The sequence below is a fragment of the Streptomyces sp. NPDC006296 genome (assembly GCF_040613235.1).
Taxonomy (GTDB): Bacteria; Actinomycetota; Actinomycetes; order Streptomycetales; family Streptomycetaceae; genus Streptomyces.
This window is the reverse complement of the sequence record NZ_JBEXRT010000041.1, coordinates 42,106-58,033: the sequence shown is the minus strand read 5'-3', so window position 1 is coordinate 58,033 and position 15,928 is coordinate 42,106. Positions and strand designations below refer to the sequence as shown.

The 15,928-nt window shown below is 72.3% G+C and carries 14 protein-coding genes and 1 pseudogene; 4 read left to right on the top strand and 11 right to left on the bottom strand.

Annotated features, from left to right (window positions below; translation table 11 throughout):
• Positions 1-61 precede the first annotated feature (61 nt).
• On the bottom strand, positions 62-331 hold the full coding sequence (locus ABZ172_RS24710) for a GlsB/YeaQ/YmgE family stress response membrane protein (protein ID WP_356886519.1): 270 nt from the start codon (positions 329-331) through the stop codon (positions 62-64).
• Positions 332-939: 608 nt separating this feature from the next.
• On the opposite strand from ABZ172_RS24710, the gene ABZ172_RS24705 reads away from it, so the two are divergent.
• Positions 940-2,316, top strand: a complete 1,377-nt coding sequence (locus tag ABZ172_RS24705) for a cytochrome P450 (RefSeq protein ID WP_356886517.1) — start codon at positions 940-942, stop codon at positions 2,314-2,316.
• Positions 2,317-2,540: 224 nt separating this feature from the next.
• Here ABZ172_RS24705 and ABZ172_RS24700 read toward each other — a convergent pair whose 3' ends face one another.
• The 10 genes from ABZ172_RS24700 to epsC all read right to left on the bottom strand — a co-directional run bounded on the left by ABZ172_RS24700 (position 2,541) and on the right by epsC (position 13,270).
• Positions 2,541-3,164, bottom strand: a complete 624-nt coding sequence (locus tag ABZ172_RS24700) for a flavin reductase family protein (protein ID WP_356886515.1) — start codon at positions 3,162-3,164, stop codon at positions 2,541-2,543.
• Positions 3,161-4,651: a dihydroorotase family protein gene (locus ABZ172_RS24695; RefSeq protein ID WP_356886513.1), complete on the bottom strand. Its 1,491-nt coding sequence runs from the start codon at positions 4,649-4,651 to the stop codon at positions 3,161-3,163. Before ABZ172_RS24695 ends, ABZ172_RS24700 begins: the two co-directional genes overlap by 4 nt.
• Positions 4,639-5,889, bottom strand: coding sequence for an acyl-CoA dehydrogenase family protein (locus tag ABZ172_RS24690; RefSeq protein ID WP_356886511.1), 1,251 nt, complete (start codon positions 5,887-5,889; stop codon positions 4,639-4,641). Before ABZ172_RS24690 ends, ABZ172_RS24695 begins: the two co-directional genes overlap by 13 nt.
• A complete protein-coding gene (locus tag ABZ172_RS24685; RefSeq protein ID WP_356886509.1) occupies positions 5,868-6,968 on the bottom strand; it encodes a PrpF domain-containing protein in 1,101 nt (366 codons plus the stop codon). The genes ABZ172_RS24690 and ABZ172_RS24685 overlap by 22 nt, the downstream gene beginning before the upstream one ends.
• Positions 6,965-8,824, bottom strand: a complete 1,860-nt coding sequence (asnB, locus tag ABZ172_RS24680; protein ID WP_356886507.1) for an asparagine synthase (glutamine-hydrolyzing) — start codon at positions 8,822-8,824, stop codon at positions 6,965-6,967. Before asnB ends, ABZ172_RS24685 begins: the two co-directional genes overlap by 4 nt.
• 8 nt (positions 8,825-8,832) lie before the next feature.
• A complete protein-coding gene (locus ABZ172_RS24675; protein ID WP_356886505.1) occupies positions 8,833-9,660 on the bottom strand; it encodes a cupin domain-containing protein in 828 nt (275 codons plus the stop codon).
• A gap of 307 nt (positions 9,661-9,967) precedes the next feature.
• Positions 9,968-10,912 (bottom strand): DMT family transporter, encoded by a 945-nt coding sequence (locus ABZ172_RS24670; RefSeq protein ID WP_356886503.1) that lies wholly within the window; start codon positions 10,910-10,912, stop codon positions 9,968-9,970.
• Positions 10,913-10,966: 54 nt separating this feature from the next.
• Entirely contained in the window at positions 10,967-11,518 is a 552-nt protein-coding gene (locus tag ABZ172_RS24665; protein ID WP_356886501.1) for a cupin domain-containing protein, read from the bottom strand.
• 2 nt (positions 11,519-11,520) lie between these two features.
• Complete coding sequence (locus tag ABZ172_RS24660; protein ID WP_356886499.1) at positions 11,521-12,504, bottom strand: cysteine synthase family protein; 984 nt, start codon at positions 12,502-12,504, stop codon at positions 11,521-11,523.
• A 43-nt stretch (positions 12,505-12,547) separates the two neighbouring features.
• Positions 12,548-13,270 carry a serine O-acetyltransferase EpsC gene (gene epsC / locus ABZ172_RS24655; RefSeq protein ID WP_356886497.1) on the bottom strand — a complete coding sequence of 241 codons (723 nt, stop codon included), beginning with the start codon at positions 13,268-13,270 and terminating at the stop codon, positions 12,548-12,550.
• A gap of 269 nt (positions 13,271-13,539) precedes the next feature.
• Between epsC and ABZ172_RS24650 the strand changes: the two genes are divergently transcribed.
• The 3 genes and pseudogenes from ABZ172_RS24650 to ABZ172_RS24640 form a co-directional block, all read left to right on the top strand.
• The gene (locus ABZ172_RS24650) at positions 13,540-13,782 is read left to right on the top strand and encodes a 4-oxalocrotonate tautomerase family protein (protein ID WP_356886495.1); all 243 of its coding nucleotides are present in this window, start codon (positions 13,540-13,542) and stop codon (positions 13,780-13,782) included.
• Positions 13,779-14,978, top strand: coding sequence for a hypothetical protein (locus tag ABZ172_RS24645; protein ID WP_356886493.1), 1,200 nt, complete (start codon positions 13,779-13,781; stop codon positions 14,976-14,978). Before ABZ172_RS24650 ends, ABZ172_RS24645 begins: the two co-directional genes overlap by 4 nt.
• A gap of 735 nt (positions 14,979-15,713) precedes the next feature.
• Positions 15,714-15,928 (top strand): annotated as a pseudogene (locus ABZ172_RS24640) (hypothetical protein); the annotation flags it as partial.

Below are 15,928 nucleotides of genomic sequence, written 5' to 3'. Positions count from 1 at the left end.
CCTCTCTCCGGAGAGAGGGAACCGGCCGGCGTCCGACCGCACCGAGCCTGCGTCAGGTGTGTCAGTGCGTACGGCGATTGCCTGTGATCACGCGATAGAGCGCGAGCAGGATGACCGAACCGACGATGGCGGCGATCCACGTCGAGAGGTCGAAGAAGCCGTCGATCGAGTCGATCCCGAAGATGACCTTCCCCAGCCAGCCGCCCAGCAGACCGCCGACGATACCGATGAGGATGGTGATGATGATGCCGCCGGGGTCCTTGCCCGGCATCAGCGCCTTGGCGATGAGGCCCGCGAACAGTCCGATGAAGATCCAAGCGATGATGCCCATGATGCGTCTCCTGCCGCCTCGTACCGCGCCCTGTGCAGCGGGTGTCAACGCCTCGTCTTTACCGCTCGAACACTTTTCAAACGCCGTGTGCACGACTTCTCCGGACACCCTCCGCCGACGGCGCGTCGCGGTGACGGCCCCGATCCGCCCCCGAGCGGAACGGGCACGTCAGCGAGGGTGCGGCCGTGGCCTCACCGCCCCCTCCGGTCCCCGCCCCCGCCCTGCGGGCCCGACGCCGGGGGTCCATGCGCCCCGCTCCCGCTGAGCCCGGCCGGACGGCCCCCCGTGCGGGAGGCCCCTGCCGGTGGAAGGGGGGCGACACACCCGCACGTTCCGGCCTCGTGCCCCGCGGACCGAGGGCCCCGTTCACCGCCGGCCCCGTCCGCCGACGGTCCCCGCCCGCCGAAGGTCCCCGCCCGCCGAAGGGCTCATCCACCGACGGAAAAGCGCCCACCGGACGGCGCGCGTGAACGGCGCATTTCCCCCGCATGACCGTTGGTGAAACGTGTCTGCACGTGGCGTAGACCACGTACGGCGCCGGATTGCCCACCGGAGCGACCAGGGAAGCCATAAAGCGCCAAGATCGGCTTGAAAGGTGGCATGCACCCGTGACGCTCGTAACGCCTCCCCCCATACCCAGAGCGGCAGGTTCCGTTCCGTTCCTGGGTCACGCGATACAGCTCATACGCGACAACCTCGGCTTCATCGCCTCACTGCGCACCCACTACGGCCCGATGGTCGAGATCACTCTCCAGCCGGGCACCCGCACCCTGATCGTCCAGGACCCCGAACTCATCCGCACCATGCTGACCGACCTCGGCCCCAGCCTCGACAAGGGCCGCTTCTTCGAGAAGATGGGCCAGTTGCTGGGTGACTCCGTCGTCACCGCGGCCGGCCAGGACCACGTCCGCAAGCGACGCCAGCTCCAGCCCGCCTTCGGCCGCCCGCAGATCGCCCGCTACGTCGAGCTCATGCGCGCCGAGACCGACGACGCCGTCGACGGCTGGCAGCCGGGCCACCGGCTCGACGTCCGCGAGGCCATGGTCAAGCTGTCCCTGGACATGCTCGCCAAGACCATCTTCGCGGGCAGCCTGGACGATGTGACGTTCCGCCGGCTGCGCGACGACCTGTCGGTGGTCATGAACGGGGTCGGCGCCCGCGTCATGCTGCCCGACTGGATGGAACGCGTCCCCCTCCCCGTCAACCGCCGGTTCGACGCCGCCCGGGACGCCGTCAGGGCGACCATCAACCACGCGGTGGCCGAACTCCAGGAGTCGGGGCGGGACACCGGCGACATGCTGTCGCTGCTGCTCCACGCCACGGACGAGGAGACCGGCAGGCCGCTGACCGGACACCAGATCAGTTCGGAGATCCTCACACTGGCCGTGGCGGGCACCGAGACCATCGCCTCGGTGCTGTCGTGGGCGCTCTACGAGATCAGCCGCAGCCCGGAGATCGAACGGACGGTCCTGGACGAACTCGACACCGTGCTCGGCGACCGGCCCGTCACCGTCGAGGACCTCTCCCGGCTGCCCCGTCTCGACCGTGTCGTCCGGGAGACCCTGCGGCTGCACCACACGGGCTGGCTCGTCACGCGGCGCACCGTCACCCCGACTCGGCTGGGGGACTGGTCGATACCCGCAGGCACCGAACTCGCCTACTGCCAGCACGCGCTGCACCGCGACCCGGAGCTGTTCCCGGATCCGCTGACCTTCGATCCGGACCGCTGGCTGGACGACGCGCAGGTCGGAGCGTTCACGCCCGGGGCGTTCCTCCCCTTCGGGGCCGGGAAGCACAAGTGCATCGGCGACCGCTTCGCCCTCACCGAACTGGTCACCGCCATCGCCACGATCGTCCGGCGCGTACGGTTCGAGACCCCGCCGGGGCACGAGGTGCGGCCCGTCGCCCAGGCGACCGTGCGGCCCGGTGTGCTGATGATGACCGTGCGCCGGCGGAACGACGCGGCGGAGCGGAAGGACGGCTGAGCGGCGCCCGCTCTCCGGCCGGACGGTGCGGATCCCGCTCCCGGCACGGGCATCCCGCTCCGCGGGCGCGCGGGCCGGCAGGAAAGGACAGGACCGGAAAGGCCGGAAGGGCCGGGACGGTTCCGCGCCCGGCCGGCGTGACGGGCCGGAACGCGCGCGAGGCCGTCGGCCCGGCCGGTGGGTACCGGCCGGGCCGACGGCGACTTCGGACCAGAGATGTCAGGTCAGAACCCCCGTACCGGCCTCGCGTGGGCGAAGCCCCGGTGGTGCCAGACCAGGCCTCCGGCCGGGATGCCCAGGCAGTCGGAGGCGGCCACCCGGCCCACCAGGATCGTGTGGTCCCCCGCCTCGATCGTGGCGTACCGTGCGCAGGTCAGGCGCAGCGCGCTGTCGGCCAGTTGGGGCGCGTGGAACGAGGTCGGGCCGGACGCCAGCGGGACGTTCGCGAACCGCTGGTCGGTGGGGCCCGCGAACTTCTTCGCCAGGTCCTCGTTCTCCGGGCCGAGGAGGTGGACGGTGAAGGCCTCCGCCGCGGTCATCACGTCGTGGGTCCGCGAGCCCCGGTCCAGGCAGACCAGGATCAGCGGGGGGTCCAGCGACAGCGAGGACACCGCGCTGGCCGTCAGACCGCGGGGGATCCCCGCCTCGTCGTAGCAGGTCACCACCGTGACGGGGGCGGCGAGTGACGCCATCGCGGCACGGAACTCGTCGGCGGGTATGTTGCCGGAGAGCATCGCGCGTGCCGCTGCGGGATCCAGCACGTCGGTCGCGTCCGGCAGTTGGTGCTCCAGGGTGGCGGTCGCCGCCGGCCCCGGTGCGGACTCGGTCAGCAGACTCGTGGCGCTCATCGGACGGCCCCTTCCAGTTCCCGTTCCTGCACGACAACCGGGGACTGCTCCCCGGAGAGATCCGCCGCCGGGACACCGGGTCCCGGCAGCCACCGGCCGAGGGGCTCGCCCACGGTTCCGCGGGCCAGGTCCCAGGCGACCCGGCCGCCCCGCACCACCGTGGTGAACCGGCCGGTGAACATCCATCCCTCGTAGGCCGACCAGCCACACAGCGAGTGCACGTGCCCGGCGGACATCTGCCAGCGTGCGGAGGGGTCGAGGAGCGCCAGGTCGGCGTCCGCCCCCACCGTCAGCCGGCCCTTGCCGGCCAGTCCGAAGAGGTCCGCGGGACCCGACCCCATGAGCCGGGCGAGGTGCACGGCGGCGGTGTCGGGCTCGATGTCCCGCGACAGCAGTCCCGTCCACACGGAGATGGCGAGCTCCTGCACGCCCGGCAGCCCGGGGGGCGCCTCGGCCGGCGGCCGGTTCTTCTCCTCGATGGTGTGCGGGGCGTGATCGCTGCCGATGGTGGACGCCTCGCCGTTCAGCACCGCCCGCCAGAGGCGCTCGCGGTCGCGCGGGGCGCGGATCGCCGGGGAGAGCCGGGTGCGCGGACCGCGCCGTGCCGTGTCGTGGTCGGTGAAGGACAGGTGGTGCCCGGTGACCTCGAAGCTGATCTGCAGTCCCTCGGCCGCCGCGGCGACCAGCATGTCGGTCTCCTCGGCCGACGACACGTGGAGCACGTGCACCTTGGTGCCGTACGTACGGGCCAGCTGCACCACCTTGGCGACGGCGACGATCGCCCCGGAGCGGGGCCGGTGGGGCTCGTAGGCGTTGTACGACTCGGGGTCGCCGCTGCGGGAGTCGAGCAGATCGAAGACGTGCTGGTCCTCGGCGTGCAGCACGAGGCGGATGCCGCCGCGCGCGGCGGCCTCGAAGGCGGCCTCCAGCTGGTGCGCCTCGCGGAAGACCACGGGTGCGGTGTGGTGCCCGGCCATGAAGGCCTTGGCCGAGGTCGCGACGGACGGGTCCAGGTCGGCGAGTACCTCGGGGTGGTCGGGGTCCGCCCCCATGTGGAAGCGGTGGTCCACGAAGGAGCGGCCGGCTATCAGGGCCGCCTTCGCCCGGAGGGAGGCCGTGTCGAGCGACGGCGGACGCGTGTTCGGCATGTCCATGACCGTGGTGACGCCGCCCGCGAGGGCCGCCCTGCTGCCGTTCTCCCAGGTCTCCTTGTGCTCCAGACCGGGGGTGCGGAAGTGCACGTGCGAGTCGATGAGGCCCGGCAGGACGTACCGGCCGCGGGCGTCCAGACGCGGTGCGTCGGGGAGCGGCTCGCCGGGGGCGACGAAGCCGGCTATCCGGCCGTCGCGGACGAGCACGGAGCCCTCGACGACGCCCTCGGGGGTGACGAGGCGGCCCCCTGTCACCACCAGGTCGGCACCGGTGTCGGACGGCTGCGGGGAGGACGAGGAGATACGGGAGAGGGGGGTGGTTTTCAGCGGTTCCACGGCAGACTCACCAATTCCTTGCAGAGGTCGTTGGTCGGTCCCATCAGGGCGACGGCACGGGCGTCGCGCCCGAACCGGTTGATCGGGTGCGTCTCGACGTATCCCGCCGAGCCGAGGAAGCGGGCGACGTCGGCCACCACCCGCTCGGCAGCCTCGGAGGCCGCGAGCTTCGAGTGGAGCGTGGCCATCCCGGGATCGGCCGAGGTGCGCCGGCCCGCGCGCTCCACCACCGCGCGGGCGGACTCGACCTCGGTGGCCAGGTCCACCAGGCGGTGACGGACCGCCTGGTGGGCGTACAGTCCACGGCGTTCGGCGTGTGCGTGTGCCGCGTCCAGCGCGGCCTGGGCGATGCCCACGCCGACCGCGCCGAGCGAGGCGCCGCTGTTGCGGACCCGGGCGATGATCGACGCGGCGACACCCGGTGCGCCGAGCCGTGCGGAGTCCGGGACGCGGCACTCCCGCACCGACACGAAGCCGGTGGCGGAGCCGCGCATCCCGGAGAGCCGCATCGAGGTGTCGGGCAGCAGCCCGGGCTGGCTGCCGGACACCAGGAAGAAGGTCTGCCCGGCGGCGCCGTACCCGGTGTCCTGCGAGCCGGAGTCCGGTCCGGGCACGTCCTCCTGCGACTGGGCCAGGACCAGGTACACATCGGCCAGACCCGCACTGGTGGTGAAGGACTTCGCCCCGTCCAGGATCCAGTCCCCGTCCGCAGTGCGGCGGGCCTGGGTCGCGAGCTTCTTCTTGTCCGCACCCGCTCCGCTCTCCGACCAGGCGGAGGCGGCCAGCCACTGGCCGCCGGCCAGCTTGGGCAGCAGTTCGCGGTGCTGTGCGGTGGTGCCGTTCTCGACGATCCGGCTCGTCACGGCGCAGTGCTGGAAGAGCATGATCGCGGCGGAGGCGTTCGCCGAAGCGACCTTCTCGACACAGATGTTGAGTGCCACCGAGTCGGCTCCGGCCCCGCCGTGGGACTTGGGGACGACGAGCGCGAGCAGTCCGCTGTCGCGGAGCACGGCCACCGCGTCGCGGTCCGGCTCCCCGCTCCGGTCGGCCGCCTCGGCGCAGGCCGCGAGGCGCTCCAGCACCTCGGGCGAGGGGACCAGGGGGGCGGTCCGGGTGCGCGGGGTCCGCGATGCCCGGCGGGCACCGGTCGCCCCGAACGGATTCACGGCGTACGGATCGGTCAGCGTCCGCGCGGAGGAGCTCCCGCGCACGGTGGTCAGGCTGTCAACGGAACCCACGACGTCTCCTCGGATACGTGGTCGGACGGGGGGATGACGGAGGTGAGGGGCGAGGCGAGGCTGCTCCGCCGGGCCGCGACCAGGGGGCGCCGCAGCAGCCCGCGGTACTCGACCTGCTTCTCGGCGACCGACACCCAGGCGAGCTTGCGCTCCCCGTCGGCGCCGAGCGTCGAGTGGGCGGCCACCCGGACGGAGCCGCCGGGGGTGCGCACCGGGAGGAGCGCGTCGGGGTCCTGCGTCTCCCGTCCCGACAGGGACCAGGGGACGGTGCCCGCGATGCCGGCGGCGGCGCCCAGGCAGATCGCGCCGGTGAGCGCGACCGTGGGGTGCCAGGACGGCACGGACACGGCCCGGACGAACAGCCCTCCGCCCTCCTGCGGCAGCAGGGCCGCGATCTTCGGGAAGGCCCCGAAGGTGTCCCAGCCCAGCGACTCGCAGACCGCGACCCGCAACCGGGTCATGGTGTCGAACAGCCGGGGATCGTCCGCGAAGAGCTGACCCGGGCCGCTCACCCCGAGGCGCGAGGCGTCGACGAAGGCGTACGGATTGCCCATCGACACCAGTGACACGGGGACCAGCCCGCCCTCGAAGGGGACCTGGGTCACCGGGTCGCCCGTCATGAGGAGCTCCGGCAGCTTCAGCGGCGGCGAGCAGAGGAAGTGCGCGGTGAACCGGGTGCCCCCGTCGGAGGTCTCCTCGGTCTCGCAGACCACGTTGTCGCCGTTGTTGAGCACGTTGACCCGGACACGGCAGCCCGGGACCAGCGGCTGGATCATGCCGGTGCGGGCGGCCGCCTCGACGGCGGCCAGGATCGAGTGACCACAGGAACCGCGCACGTCGAAGCTGTCGTGGCTCTGCGGGAGGGACTGCACGAACCGGTAGTCGAGATCGAACAGCGGGTGGCGCGAAGGGCGCACGATGGCGTTCTTCAGCACGTCGCCGGCGCCCTGCCCCGACATCTCGGCCCGCAGATCGGCCAGGGCGCCCAGCAGCTGGGGTTCGGATTCGGGGAAGTCGCGGCCGTCCAGGACGGCGGTCGGGCAGGGGGCGCCGTGCGCTCGGGCGAGGGAGACGTTCATCCGGCAGCCACCGCCAGTTCGCGCGCGGGGGCGGTCGTCGCGGCGGAGCCGCCGAAGAACTCGCTCCGCCACATCTGGTGCGACATCAGGGCCCAGAGGGCCAGGGACGCGTTGTCGGAGGGACGGGCGGCCTGCTCCGCGAAGAGCGCGTCCACGGCCTCGTACCGCAGCCGCCCGTCGGCGCGCAGCGCCTGCGGGGACAGGACGTCGCGGGCCATCGCCCACAGTCGCTGACCCGGGGCCAGCATCGCCGTGATCGGCAGGGTGAACGGCTGCTTGGGGCGGTTCAGCACGCTGTCGGGCAGCAGCCCGTCCGCGGCGCGGTACAGCGCGCGCTTGACGCCGACCCCGGGGACGGTGCGGTGCCGGTCCGGCAGCGTCGCCGCGTAGCGCACGACACTCGGCTGGCAGAACGGGAGCCGTGCCTCCACCGAGCTCGCCATCGACAGGTGGTCGACCCGGCGCAGGTGGTAGGCCGGGAGCCGGTAGCGCTGCTCGATGCGGGAGATGCGCTGGAGCCGGGTCCCCGCACCGTTCGCGAGGATGTCGGAGAGGCCCGGCGGCATCGCCGACATGCCGGGCGCCAGGACGCGGTCGGCGTAGTCCGAGGTGTACAGCTGCTCGCGCAGGGACCGGGGCACGGCGGCCAGGTGGTCCATGTAGTCGCCGGCCCAGTCGGCCCCCTCCGGTGCGGCGAGCGCCTGCGTCATACGGGCGTATCCGCCGAAGAGTTCGTCGGCGGCGTCGCCGGTCAGAGCCACCTTGAAGCCCGCGTCGCGGACCGCCCGGAAGAGGGAGAAGGTGCTGAGGGTGATCGGGTCCGCGTTGGGCTGGCCGAGGTGCCGTACGACGTCGCCCATCAGGTCGGGGAAGGTGGCCGGGTCGATCTCCACCTGGTGGTGGACCGTGCCGGTGTGCCGTGAGACCTCCGCGGCGAAGGCGCGCTCGTCCCCGGGCCAGTTGCCCGTGTAGGCGATGTTGAAGGTGTGCAGGGCGCCGGAGGCACCGCGGTCGTGCAGGGCCCGGGCGGCGAGTGCCGTGACCAGGCTGGAGTCGAGGCCGCCGGAGGTGATGGCGGCGACCGGCGCGTCGGCGATGAGCAGCCGGGAGACCTCGCGGGCCAGCAGCTCGCGCAGCTCCCCGCCCGCCTGGTCCAGGCTGCGGTCCTCGGCGACCGGCGGAGCGGACTCGTAGCCCATCCGCCGGGTGGTGAGGCGCAGGCCCTCCTCCCGGGTCACGACCGCGGTGGCGGCCGGCGGCAGGACGTCGATGCCCTGGAACATGGTCCGCTGGCCGAAGGGCGTCTTCGCCGACAGGTAGGTGTGCAGGCCCAGTTCGTCCTCGTAGGGGCGTACGTCGGTGAAGCCGAGGAGGGCGGGGAGCTCCGAGGCGAAGTGGAAGCGGCCGCTGCGCTCCTCCCAGTGGAAGTAGAGCGGCTTCATCCCCGAGGCGTCGGTGGCGATCACGAGGCGCGGGGCGCGCCGCATGTCCATGACGGCGACGGAGAACATGCCGTCCAGGTGCTCGGCGAACCGCTCGCCGTAGGTGAGGTACAGCGCGGGCAGGATCGACCCGTCGCACCGGTCCTCGAAGTGGAAGCCCTGCCGCATGAGCTCGGTGCGCAGACGGTCGTGGTTGTAGAGCTCGCCGTTGAAGACGACGGTGATGTCACCGAGGCGGTACGGCTGGGCACCGCCCTCGGGGTCCATGATCGACAGCCGGTTGTTGCCGAGGGCCCAGCCGGACTGCTGGGCGAAGGACTGTGCGTCGGGCCCGCCGTGGTGCTGGAGGGCGGCGACGTCGCGCATCTCCTGGGCGGTGGTACGGGCGTGGAAGGATCCGTGGATACGGCACATGGTTCAGATCACCTGACGTCGGAGGAGAGACCGGCGGCGGAATAGAGCGCCGGGTCGTACGGGCTGGGACCGCCGCAGGTCACGAAGCGACTGGCGTCGGGACCGGTGTGCGGGTTGCGCGCGCCGTGCAGGACGCCGGGCGCCGCGTACAGGACGTCCCCGGCGGCGACGTCGATCCAGCGGTCACGCAGATACATCTGGCCGATGCCCTCGAAGGCGATGAAGGCCTCGTCGCTGTCGGGGTGCAGATGCACGTTGAAGGTCTGGCCCGGCTGCTGGATGCCGCAGTGCAGACACAGCTGGCTGCTGCCGTTGCCGGGCCAGAAGACGAAGTTCATGGTGGCGCGGTCCCCGTCGGGGGCGACCTGGCCCGTGCCGCCGAAGCCGCGCAGCTGGGTGGTCTCGTCCCAGAGGGTGGAGAAGGGCTCGGGGTCCGTGCCGGGCCGGCGGTCCGCGGTGAGCGGCGTGCGCCAGATGTAGACGGTCAGCCCCTCCGCGTCGGCGGTGAGGCTCAGGGCCTGCCCGGTGGGCGCGTAGGCGGCGTGGGCCCGTTCGACCCGTCGGCTGCGGGAGCCGACCGTCGCGGTGCCGCTGCCGTCGAAGACGACCGCGGTGTTCTCCTCCCCGATGCTGTCGTCCGGGCTGAAGGACTCGCCGGCCGCGATACGCACGATGTGCAGGGTGACGTGCGTGGCGCCCGCGGCGGGGCTCACCGGGGTGGCGAGTGAGGTGTGTCCGCCCGGCAGCTGGGTGAAGACGAACTCGGCGGCCGAGACGATCCGGGCGTCCCCGAGGGGGGAGGCGTCGAGGGTTCCCGAGGTGGATGTGCGCGTCATGCGAGGAGCTCCTTGGAGGTGGGGAGGAGGCGAGGAGGGAGAGCGGGGCAGGAGCGGGAGGGGCTGCCCCGTCCTCGTCCTGTGTCTTAAGACTCGCCCCCGGCGGTCCCGCCGTACTCCCGCTTCGCTACCGCGCCCGAGGAGGTGACCGGGAACGGTCGCGTACCGGACGGCAGCTCACGGGAACGTCAACTCCCTTGTTTGTAACGTGAGTTGAGAATGCGGCACAACGGAGCGGGGCCGGCGCAGGCACCCCGGAAAGGGTGTCCGCGCCGGCCCCGGCTCGGTGTGGTGCGCTGCTCCGCGGCTACTGGCCGGCCTTCTCGGGCACGTGGGCGGGTGCCACCGGTGCGGCCGGCTTCGCCCGCTGGGACAGGGCGGAGATCCGCCCCTCGGCGACGGCGAGCGCGGCGATGACGATCACGCCGCCCACCGGCACGTTCCACGTCAGCGGCTCGCCCAGGGCCAGCACCCCGACGGCGACGGAGAACACCGGCACCAGATAGTTCACCCCGGAGGCCGTGGTCGGACCCGCGTCCGCGATCAGCCGGTTGAGCAGGGCGAACGCGATCCCGGTCGAGGCTGCACCGAGGACCACCAGGGCCAGCAGCGGCTTGACCGTGAGGTCGCCGGTCAGCGTCCAGCCGGTCATGAAGGTCGTGACCACCACGGTGATGACGGCCGCCGCGCTCAGCTGGGCGGCGGTGACGGAGAGCGCCGGAAGCTTGTGGGGCCCGATGAAGCGGCGGATGTAGACGAAGCTGACCGCATAGCTGGCCGCGGCGCCGACACAGGCGAGCTGCCCGCCGATCGTGCCGAACCCGTCGCTGTTCCACGGACCGACGACCACGATCAGCCCGATGAATCCACCGACCAGGCCGGCCACCTTGCGGGACGTCGGCTTCTCCTCGGAGAGCGCGAGAGCGGCGACACCCATGGTGATGAGGGGGGTCGCCCCCTGGATCACACCGGCGGTGGTCGCGGTGGTGTGCTGCTCACCGATGGCGAAGAGGGTGAAGGGGATCACGTTGCCGAAGACGGAGGCGACGGCGATGTGCCCCCAGAGGGAGCGGGAGGGCATGGACAGGCGCTTCAGCGCGAGGATGCCGACGACGACCAGGGCGCCGACGATCAGCCGGCCCGAGGCGAGCTGGAGGGGCGCGAAGGCTTCCAGGGACATCTTGATGAAGGCGAAGCTGCAGCCCCACAGGGCGGCCAGCAGGCCGAAGCGGCCCCAGTTGGCGAGACTCATGCTGTTTTCTCCTCGAAGAGACGGGACGGGGCGGGGCGACCGGCGCCCTGCCGGTCAGTGGTGGTGGTGCGGGGCCGGACCGGACGGTCCGTGGTGGTGGTCCTCGGGTCCGCTTCCGTGCGTGTGCGGGTGGTCGTGGTCCGTGTCGGGGGCGTCGACCTCGAACTGGTCGTACTTCTCCATCAGGGCCACCATCTCCTCGCGGGACGGGCGGTTGCCGTCGGCGAGGAGCTCGGCCAGGCCCTCGAAGTACCCCTCGCGGTGTTCGGCCGGAGTGAAGATGATCAGCATCTCGACGAGCGAGTCGCTCTCGTTGCGGAAGCCGTGCACGGCGTTCTCCGGCACGTGCAGGAAGTCGCCTGCCCTGGCGGTGCGCCAGCCCGCGCCGTCGTGCAGGCGCACCTCGCCCGTCAGCACGTAGAACGACTCGGAGATCCTCGAGTGGTAGTGCGGGTCGGCGCCGCCGGCACCCGGCAGCATGGAGTGGTGGAAGAGTCCGAACCGTCCGTCGGTGGTCTCGGCGAGGGCGATGAAACGCGTGGTCGTGGCGGTTCCGATCTCCGCCTTCACCGCGTCCGCGTACGCCCGGAACATCGCGTGGCTCATGCTCAGGACTCCCACATGCTCAGGTAGCGCTCGCCCGTGTCGGGCAGCAGCGTCACCACGAGTCCGCCGGTGAACTCCGCCCTGCGGGCGACGAGCTCGCTGGCGTGCGCGGCCGCACCGGAGGAGACGCCGGCGAAGAGGCCCTGGGTGATGGCGAGCCGGCGGGCGGTCAGCAGGGCGTCCTCGTCGGAGACCGTCAGCACCTCGTCGATGAGCGAGACGTCTGTGGTGTCCGCGACGAAACCTCCGTTGAGCCCCGGGATGCGGTGCTGGCCCGCGTAACCCTGCGACAGGATCGGCGACTTCTCCGGCTCGACGGCTATCACCCGCACGTCCGGGTCCTGCTCCTTGAGGTGGCGGGCGACCCCGGTGAGGGTGCCGCCGGTCCCCACGCCGCAGACGAAGGCCGCGATGCGGCGGCCGGTGTCCGCCACGGCCGAGTGGATCTCGGGACCCGTGGTCTCGTAGTGCGCCCGGACGTTGTCCTGGTTCTCGTGCTGGCACGGGAACCAGGAGCCTGCGGTGGCCGCGTGGAGCCGCTCCGCCTCGGCGATCGCCCCCGGGTAGCCCAGCGAGCTCGGCGTCTGCACGATCTCCGCACCGAAGGCGCGCAGCAGCTTGACCCGCTCGGACGTGGCGTTGTCCGGGAGTACGATGACACAGCGGTAGCCGCGGGAGGCGGCGAACGCGGCCAGCGAGATCCCGGTGTTCCCGGAGGTGGCCTCGATGACGGTCCCGCCGGGCCGCAGATCGCCGCGCTGCTCCGCGGCGCGCAGCATGTAGAGGGCGGCGCGGTCCTTGCTGGACGACATCGGGTTGGCGGACTCCAGCTTCGCCAGGACACGGGCACCGGGCGCCAGGTCGCGCAGACGCAGTTCCAGCAGCGGGGTCGAGCCGACGAGGTCCTCGATGCGCGAGGCGACGGCCGGACGGACGGGGGCGATGTGGGCCGAGGGGGCCTGTGCGGTGGTCGGCACGATTCTCATCTCTCGCAATCGGGGGAGTCGGTCTTCACGGCGTTCGGTCGGGTCACCAGGAACCGGCGGAGGCGATGACGGTGAAGACGTCCTCCATCAGCGCCGGCCGGCGACCCGGTTCCTTGATCACGGCGGTGGGAGCCAGCACCCGGGCACCCGGCGGGACGTCCTTGTTGACGAGGGCCTGCGCGCCGATGACCGCGCGGTCGCCGACGGTCACCGGACCGAGGACGGTGGCGTTCGCGCCGAGGATGACGCCGCTGCCGACGACCGGGTGGCGGCGGTCGCCCTCGGGCCGCTTGTTGTCGCTCCACCAGCCGACCGCACCGAGGGTGACCTGGTGGTACATGGTCACGTCGTCGCCGACGACGGCGGTCTCACCGACCACCACCCCGGCGCCGTGGTCGATGAAGACCCGGCGCCCCAGGACCGCGCCCGGGTGGATCTCCACGGCCGTCACCCGCCGGGCCCAGCGGGCCAGCAGCCGGGCCGGGATCCGCAGTCCGCGGCGGTGCAGGCGGTGGGCGATCCGGTGCGACCACAGCGCGGTCAGCGCCGGGTGGAGGATGGCCTCCTTCCTGCCGCGTACGGACGGGTCGCGGTCCACGACGACGTCCAGGTCCTCGCGCAGAGCGGAGAGGAGACGCGGGGTGGCGGAGGCGGGAGTGGCAGCCGGGGTCACGGAGCCGCCCGTACGGGCGGGGCCGGACGCGGGGCCGGACACGGGTCCGGAGGAAGGGACGAACTCCGGTTTCGTCGGACTGAGCAGGCTCATCGTGGCTCCAGTGGCGGGGCGGGCCTCTTGACAGGAACAGAGCTTGCCGGGCGGCCTTCCCGCCGGAGTCCCGGCCCGTTCCCGCCCGCCGGGACCGCCGGAACCCCCTGATGGAACCAAGTAGGAACGTGGCGGGAAACATACGGGAACGGGCACTCCCACACTCGGCCGTACACCACCCGATTGCGTGTCGGTTCTTCGGCCGCACGCCGGCCGGAGCGCCGGACGCGTCCCGTCGGGTCGACCCACTGCGAACAGAGGAGCTCCCCGTGCCTGTGATTTCCGTTGACTGGTGGAAAGGCAACGACCGCGCCCAACGACAGGAACTGGTCGGTGAACTGACCGCCTGCGTCGCCCGCATAGCGGGATGCCCGGAGGCGGCCGTCACCGTCATCGTCCGGGACGTGGACCCCGGCTACTGGGGCAAGGGCGGTCTGCTCGCCGACGAACCCCTCACCACCGACGAGACCGTCCCGCCCCTCGTGCAGGACACCGGGGGACAGCAGCCATGACGGCCCCTGCCGGACCCGGGTCCAGCGATGCGCGGAATCTGCTCCTCGTCTGTCCGACGGCCCGCCTGGTGGCCGCCGCGACGGAGGCCGGATTCCATGTCGTCACGATCGCCGACACGGCCGGTTTCACGGATGACCAACTGCGCGACCACCTGGTGGACACCGTCCGCATCCACCGGGTGGGCAAGCTGATCGCCTGCGGAGACGCGAGCGTCCTGCCCGCCGTACTGGAGACCGCCGAACGTCTCGGCGTCTCCCCGAACCCGGCCGCCGCGGCACGGTCGCTCGCCGACGCGTCACAGATCAGGGGACTGCTGGCCCGCAGCGGTCCGCAGTGGGAAGCACTGATGCTGCCCGCCGGGCCGGCGAACCGGCCACCGCCGTACGACGTCGAGTACGGCGTGGAGACCCTGACGGCGGAGGGGATGCACCGGGTCACCGGCATCGTCGAGCTGCGGTTCACGGGGAGGGGAGGGCCTCGTGACGCTTCCGGTTCCGAACCGGGCACCGGGCGCGGCAGTGATCCGGGCATCGCACATGGCATCGAACCGGCCATCGAATCCGCCGTCGAACGCGCCGTGGAAGGCGGCGCCGTGGACGTTACCGGGGAATACGCCGTGCCGGACAGCGTTCCCGCCGCCCCGCCCGTCGGCGGGAACGCCGCCGGGCGGGGGGACGGTCCCGTCGGCACGATGTGCCGGGGCACACCCCTGCACACCTTCCCCGCACCCCTCACCCGGCAGGAGGAAGCGGAGATCCGCGCCCTCGCCACCGGTCTGCTGGACCTGGCCGGATACGAGTTCGGGTACGCCTTCACCCGCATCGCCCGCACCGCACAGGGACCCCGCGTCATCGAATCACTCCCGCGGCAGGCGAACTGGCCCACCTCGCGGTTGATCGAACTGACCACGGGACTGCAGTCGGAACGGGAACTCGTGCGCGCCCTGTCGGGAAGTCCCCTGGAGGCACCGGTGATGGTCGGCTGCGCCGCAGCCGTCCCGTTGCCCGACCCCTCCGACGGGCCGGACCGCCTCCCGGCTCTCGCGGACGTGCGGGAGGTACGGGACGGGCACGCCCTGCTCACCGCCCTCACCCCGGCCGAGCTGGCCGTCCGCACGGCGGCGGTCCTCGGCGGCCCCGCCGCGACGGGGCTGCTGCCGGCGGGCGAACGGCCCGTCGAGCGGGGCGTTCTCTGAGAGCGTCGCCCTGGGTGAGGGTGCCGATCGAGACGTGAGGAGTCGGTGGATGCTCGGCTGGGTGTGCCGGCCGAGCAGTCCGGAAGCGTGAGCGTGGGACCCGGTGACACAGGCATCCGGCGACTCCCGTCAGTCGTCCGCGAAATATGCGTGACATCGCCCGGTCATCCTCACAAATCGGGGTACACGCGCAGGGTGGATTCCCCCGCCCGGACCCAGCCGTCCTGCCGACCGCCCGGCGCCGCCCGCCCGGACACGGCCGACACGTCGACCGGGCGTGCACCCCAGCTCCTCACCCCCTCCCACCCCGCGCCTGCCGCGGGACGCCCCGGAGGGAACGGCGTGCGCGCCCGGCGTCCCGCACGATCCCACGGTCCGGGACCGGGAAGGCGCCGAACGCCCCGCGGGAACGTGCCGCGGTCCGTGCGCCAGGGCGGTGCGACACCCTCGCTTCCCCCCGTTCCCGTGCCCCCGGTACCCCCGTACGCAGGCACTTTCCCATCCGACGACGAGGGTTTCCCGCTGCGTTCCCGGTCGCCGTACGACACCGGGTAGCCGATGTGGAACGGCCCGGGAGCGAGGCACGCGAATGTCATTCCTGTCAGCAGGACAGCCCAGGCAGGAACACTTCCAGAAGGCGGGATTCAGATGCGGAACTCGGTGCTCACGATGGCGGGAATTCTCACGGCGGCCGTTCTCACCGCCGGCGGTGGAGCTTCAGCCCTTGCGAACTCCGTGAGCAGTACCGGCCTCGACACCGTCGCCGCCTCGCACCTGATCCTGAACGCGGGCACCGGATCCGCCCTCACCGGGACGAAGTCCGGCGAGGGCCCGAACAAGGCTCTCGCGGACGGTGAGGGCCCGAACCTGGTGGCGTTCCTGTCCGGCGGCGAGGGCCCCAACATCGTTCCCGTCTCCGACGGCGAGGGCCCCAACCGTGCGGGTCTGCT

Coding starts and splice junctions, on each gene's coding strand:
- asnB (WP_356886507.1), bottom strand. CDS start 8,824: ATGTGCCGTATCCACGGATCCTTCCACGCCCGTACCACCGCCCAGGAG.
- ABZ172_RS24665 (WP_356886501.1), bottom strand. CDS start 11,518: ATGAGCCACGCGATGTTCCGGGCGTACGCGGACGCGGTGAAGGCGGAG.
- ABZ172_RS24700 (WP_356886515.1), bottom strand. CDS start 3,164: ATGAGCGCCACGAGTCTGCTGACCGAGTCCGCACCGGGGCCGGCGGCG.
- ABZ172_RS24660 (WP_356886499.1), bottom strand. CDS start 12,504: ATGAGAATCGTGCCGACCACCGCACAGGCCCCCTCGGCCCACATCGCC.
- ABZ172_RS24710 (WP_356886519.1), bottom strand. CDS start 331: ATGGGCATCATCGCTTGGATCTTCATCGGACTGTTCGCGGGCCTCATC.
- ABZ172_RS24645 (WP_356886493.1), top strand. CDS start 13,779: ATGACGGCCCCTGCCGGACCCGGGTCCAGCGATGCGCGGAATCTGCTC.
- ABZ172_RS24670 (WP_356886503.1), bottom strand. CDS start 10,912: ATGAGTCTCGCCAACTGGGGCCGCTTCGGCCTGCTGGCCGCCCTGTGG.
- ABZ172_RS24675 (WP_356886505.1), bottom strand. CDS start 9,660: ATGACGCGCACATCCACCTCGGGAACCCTCGACGCCTCCCCCCTCGGG.
- epsC (WP_356886497.1), bottom strand. CDS start 13,270: ATGAGCCTGCTCAGTCCGACGAAACCGGAGTTCGTCCCTTCCTCCGGA.
- ABZ172_RS24685 (WP_356886509.1), bottom strand. CDS start 6,968: ATGAACGTCTCCCTCGCCCGAGCGCACGGCGCCCCCTGCCCGACCGCC.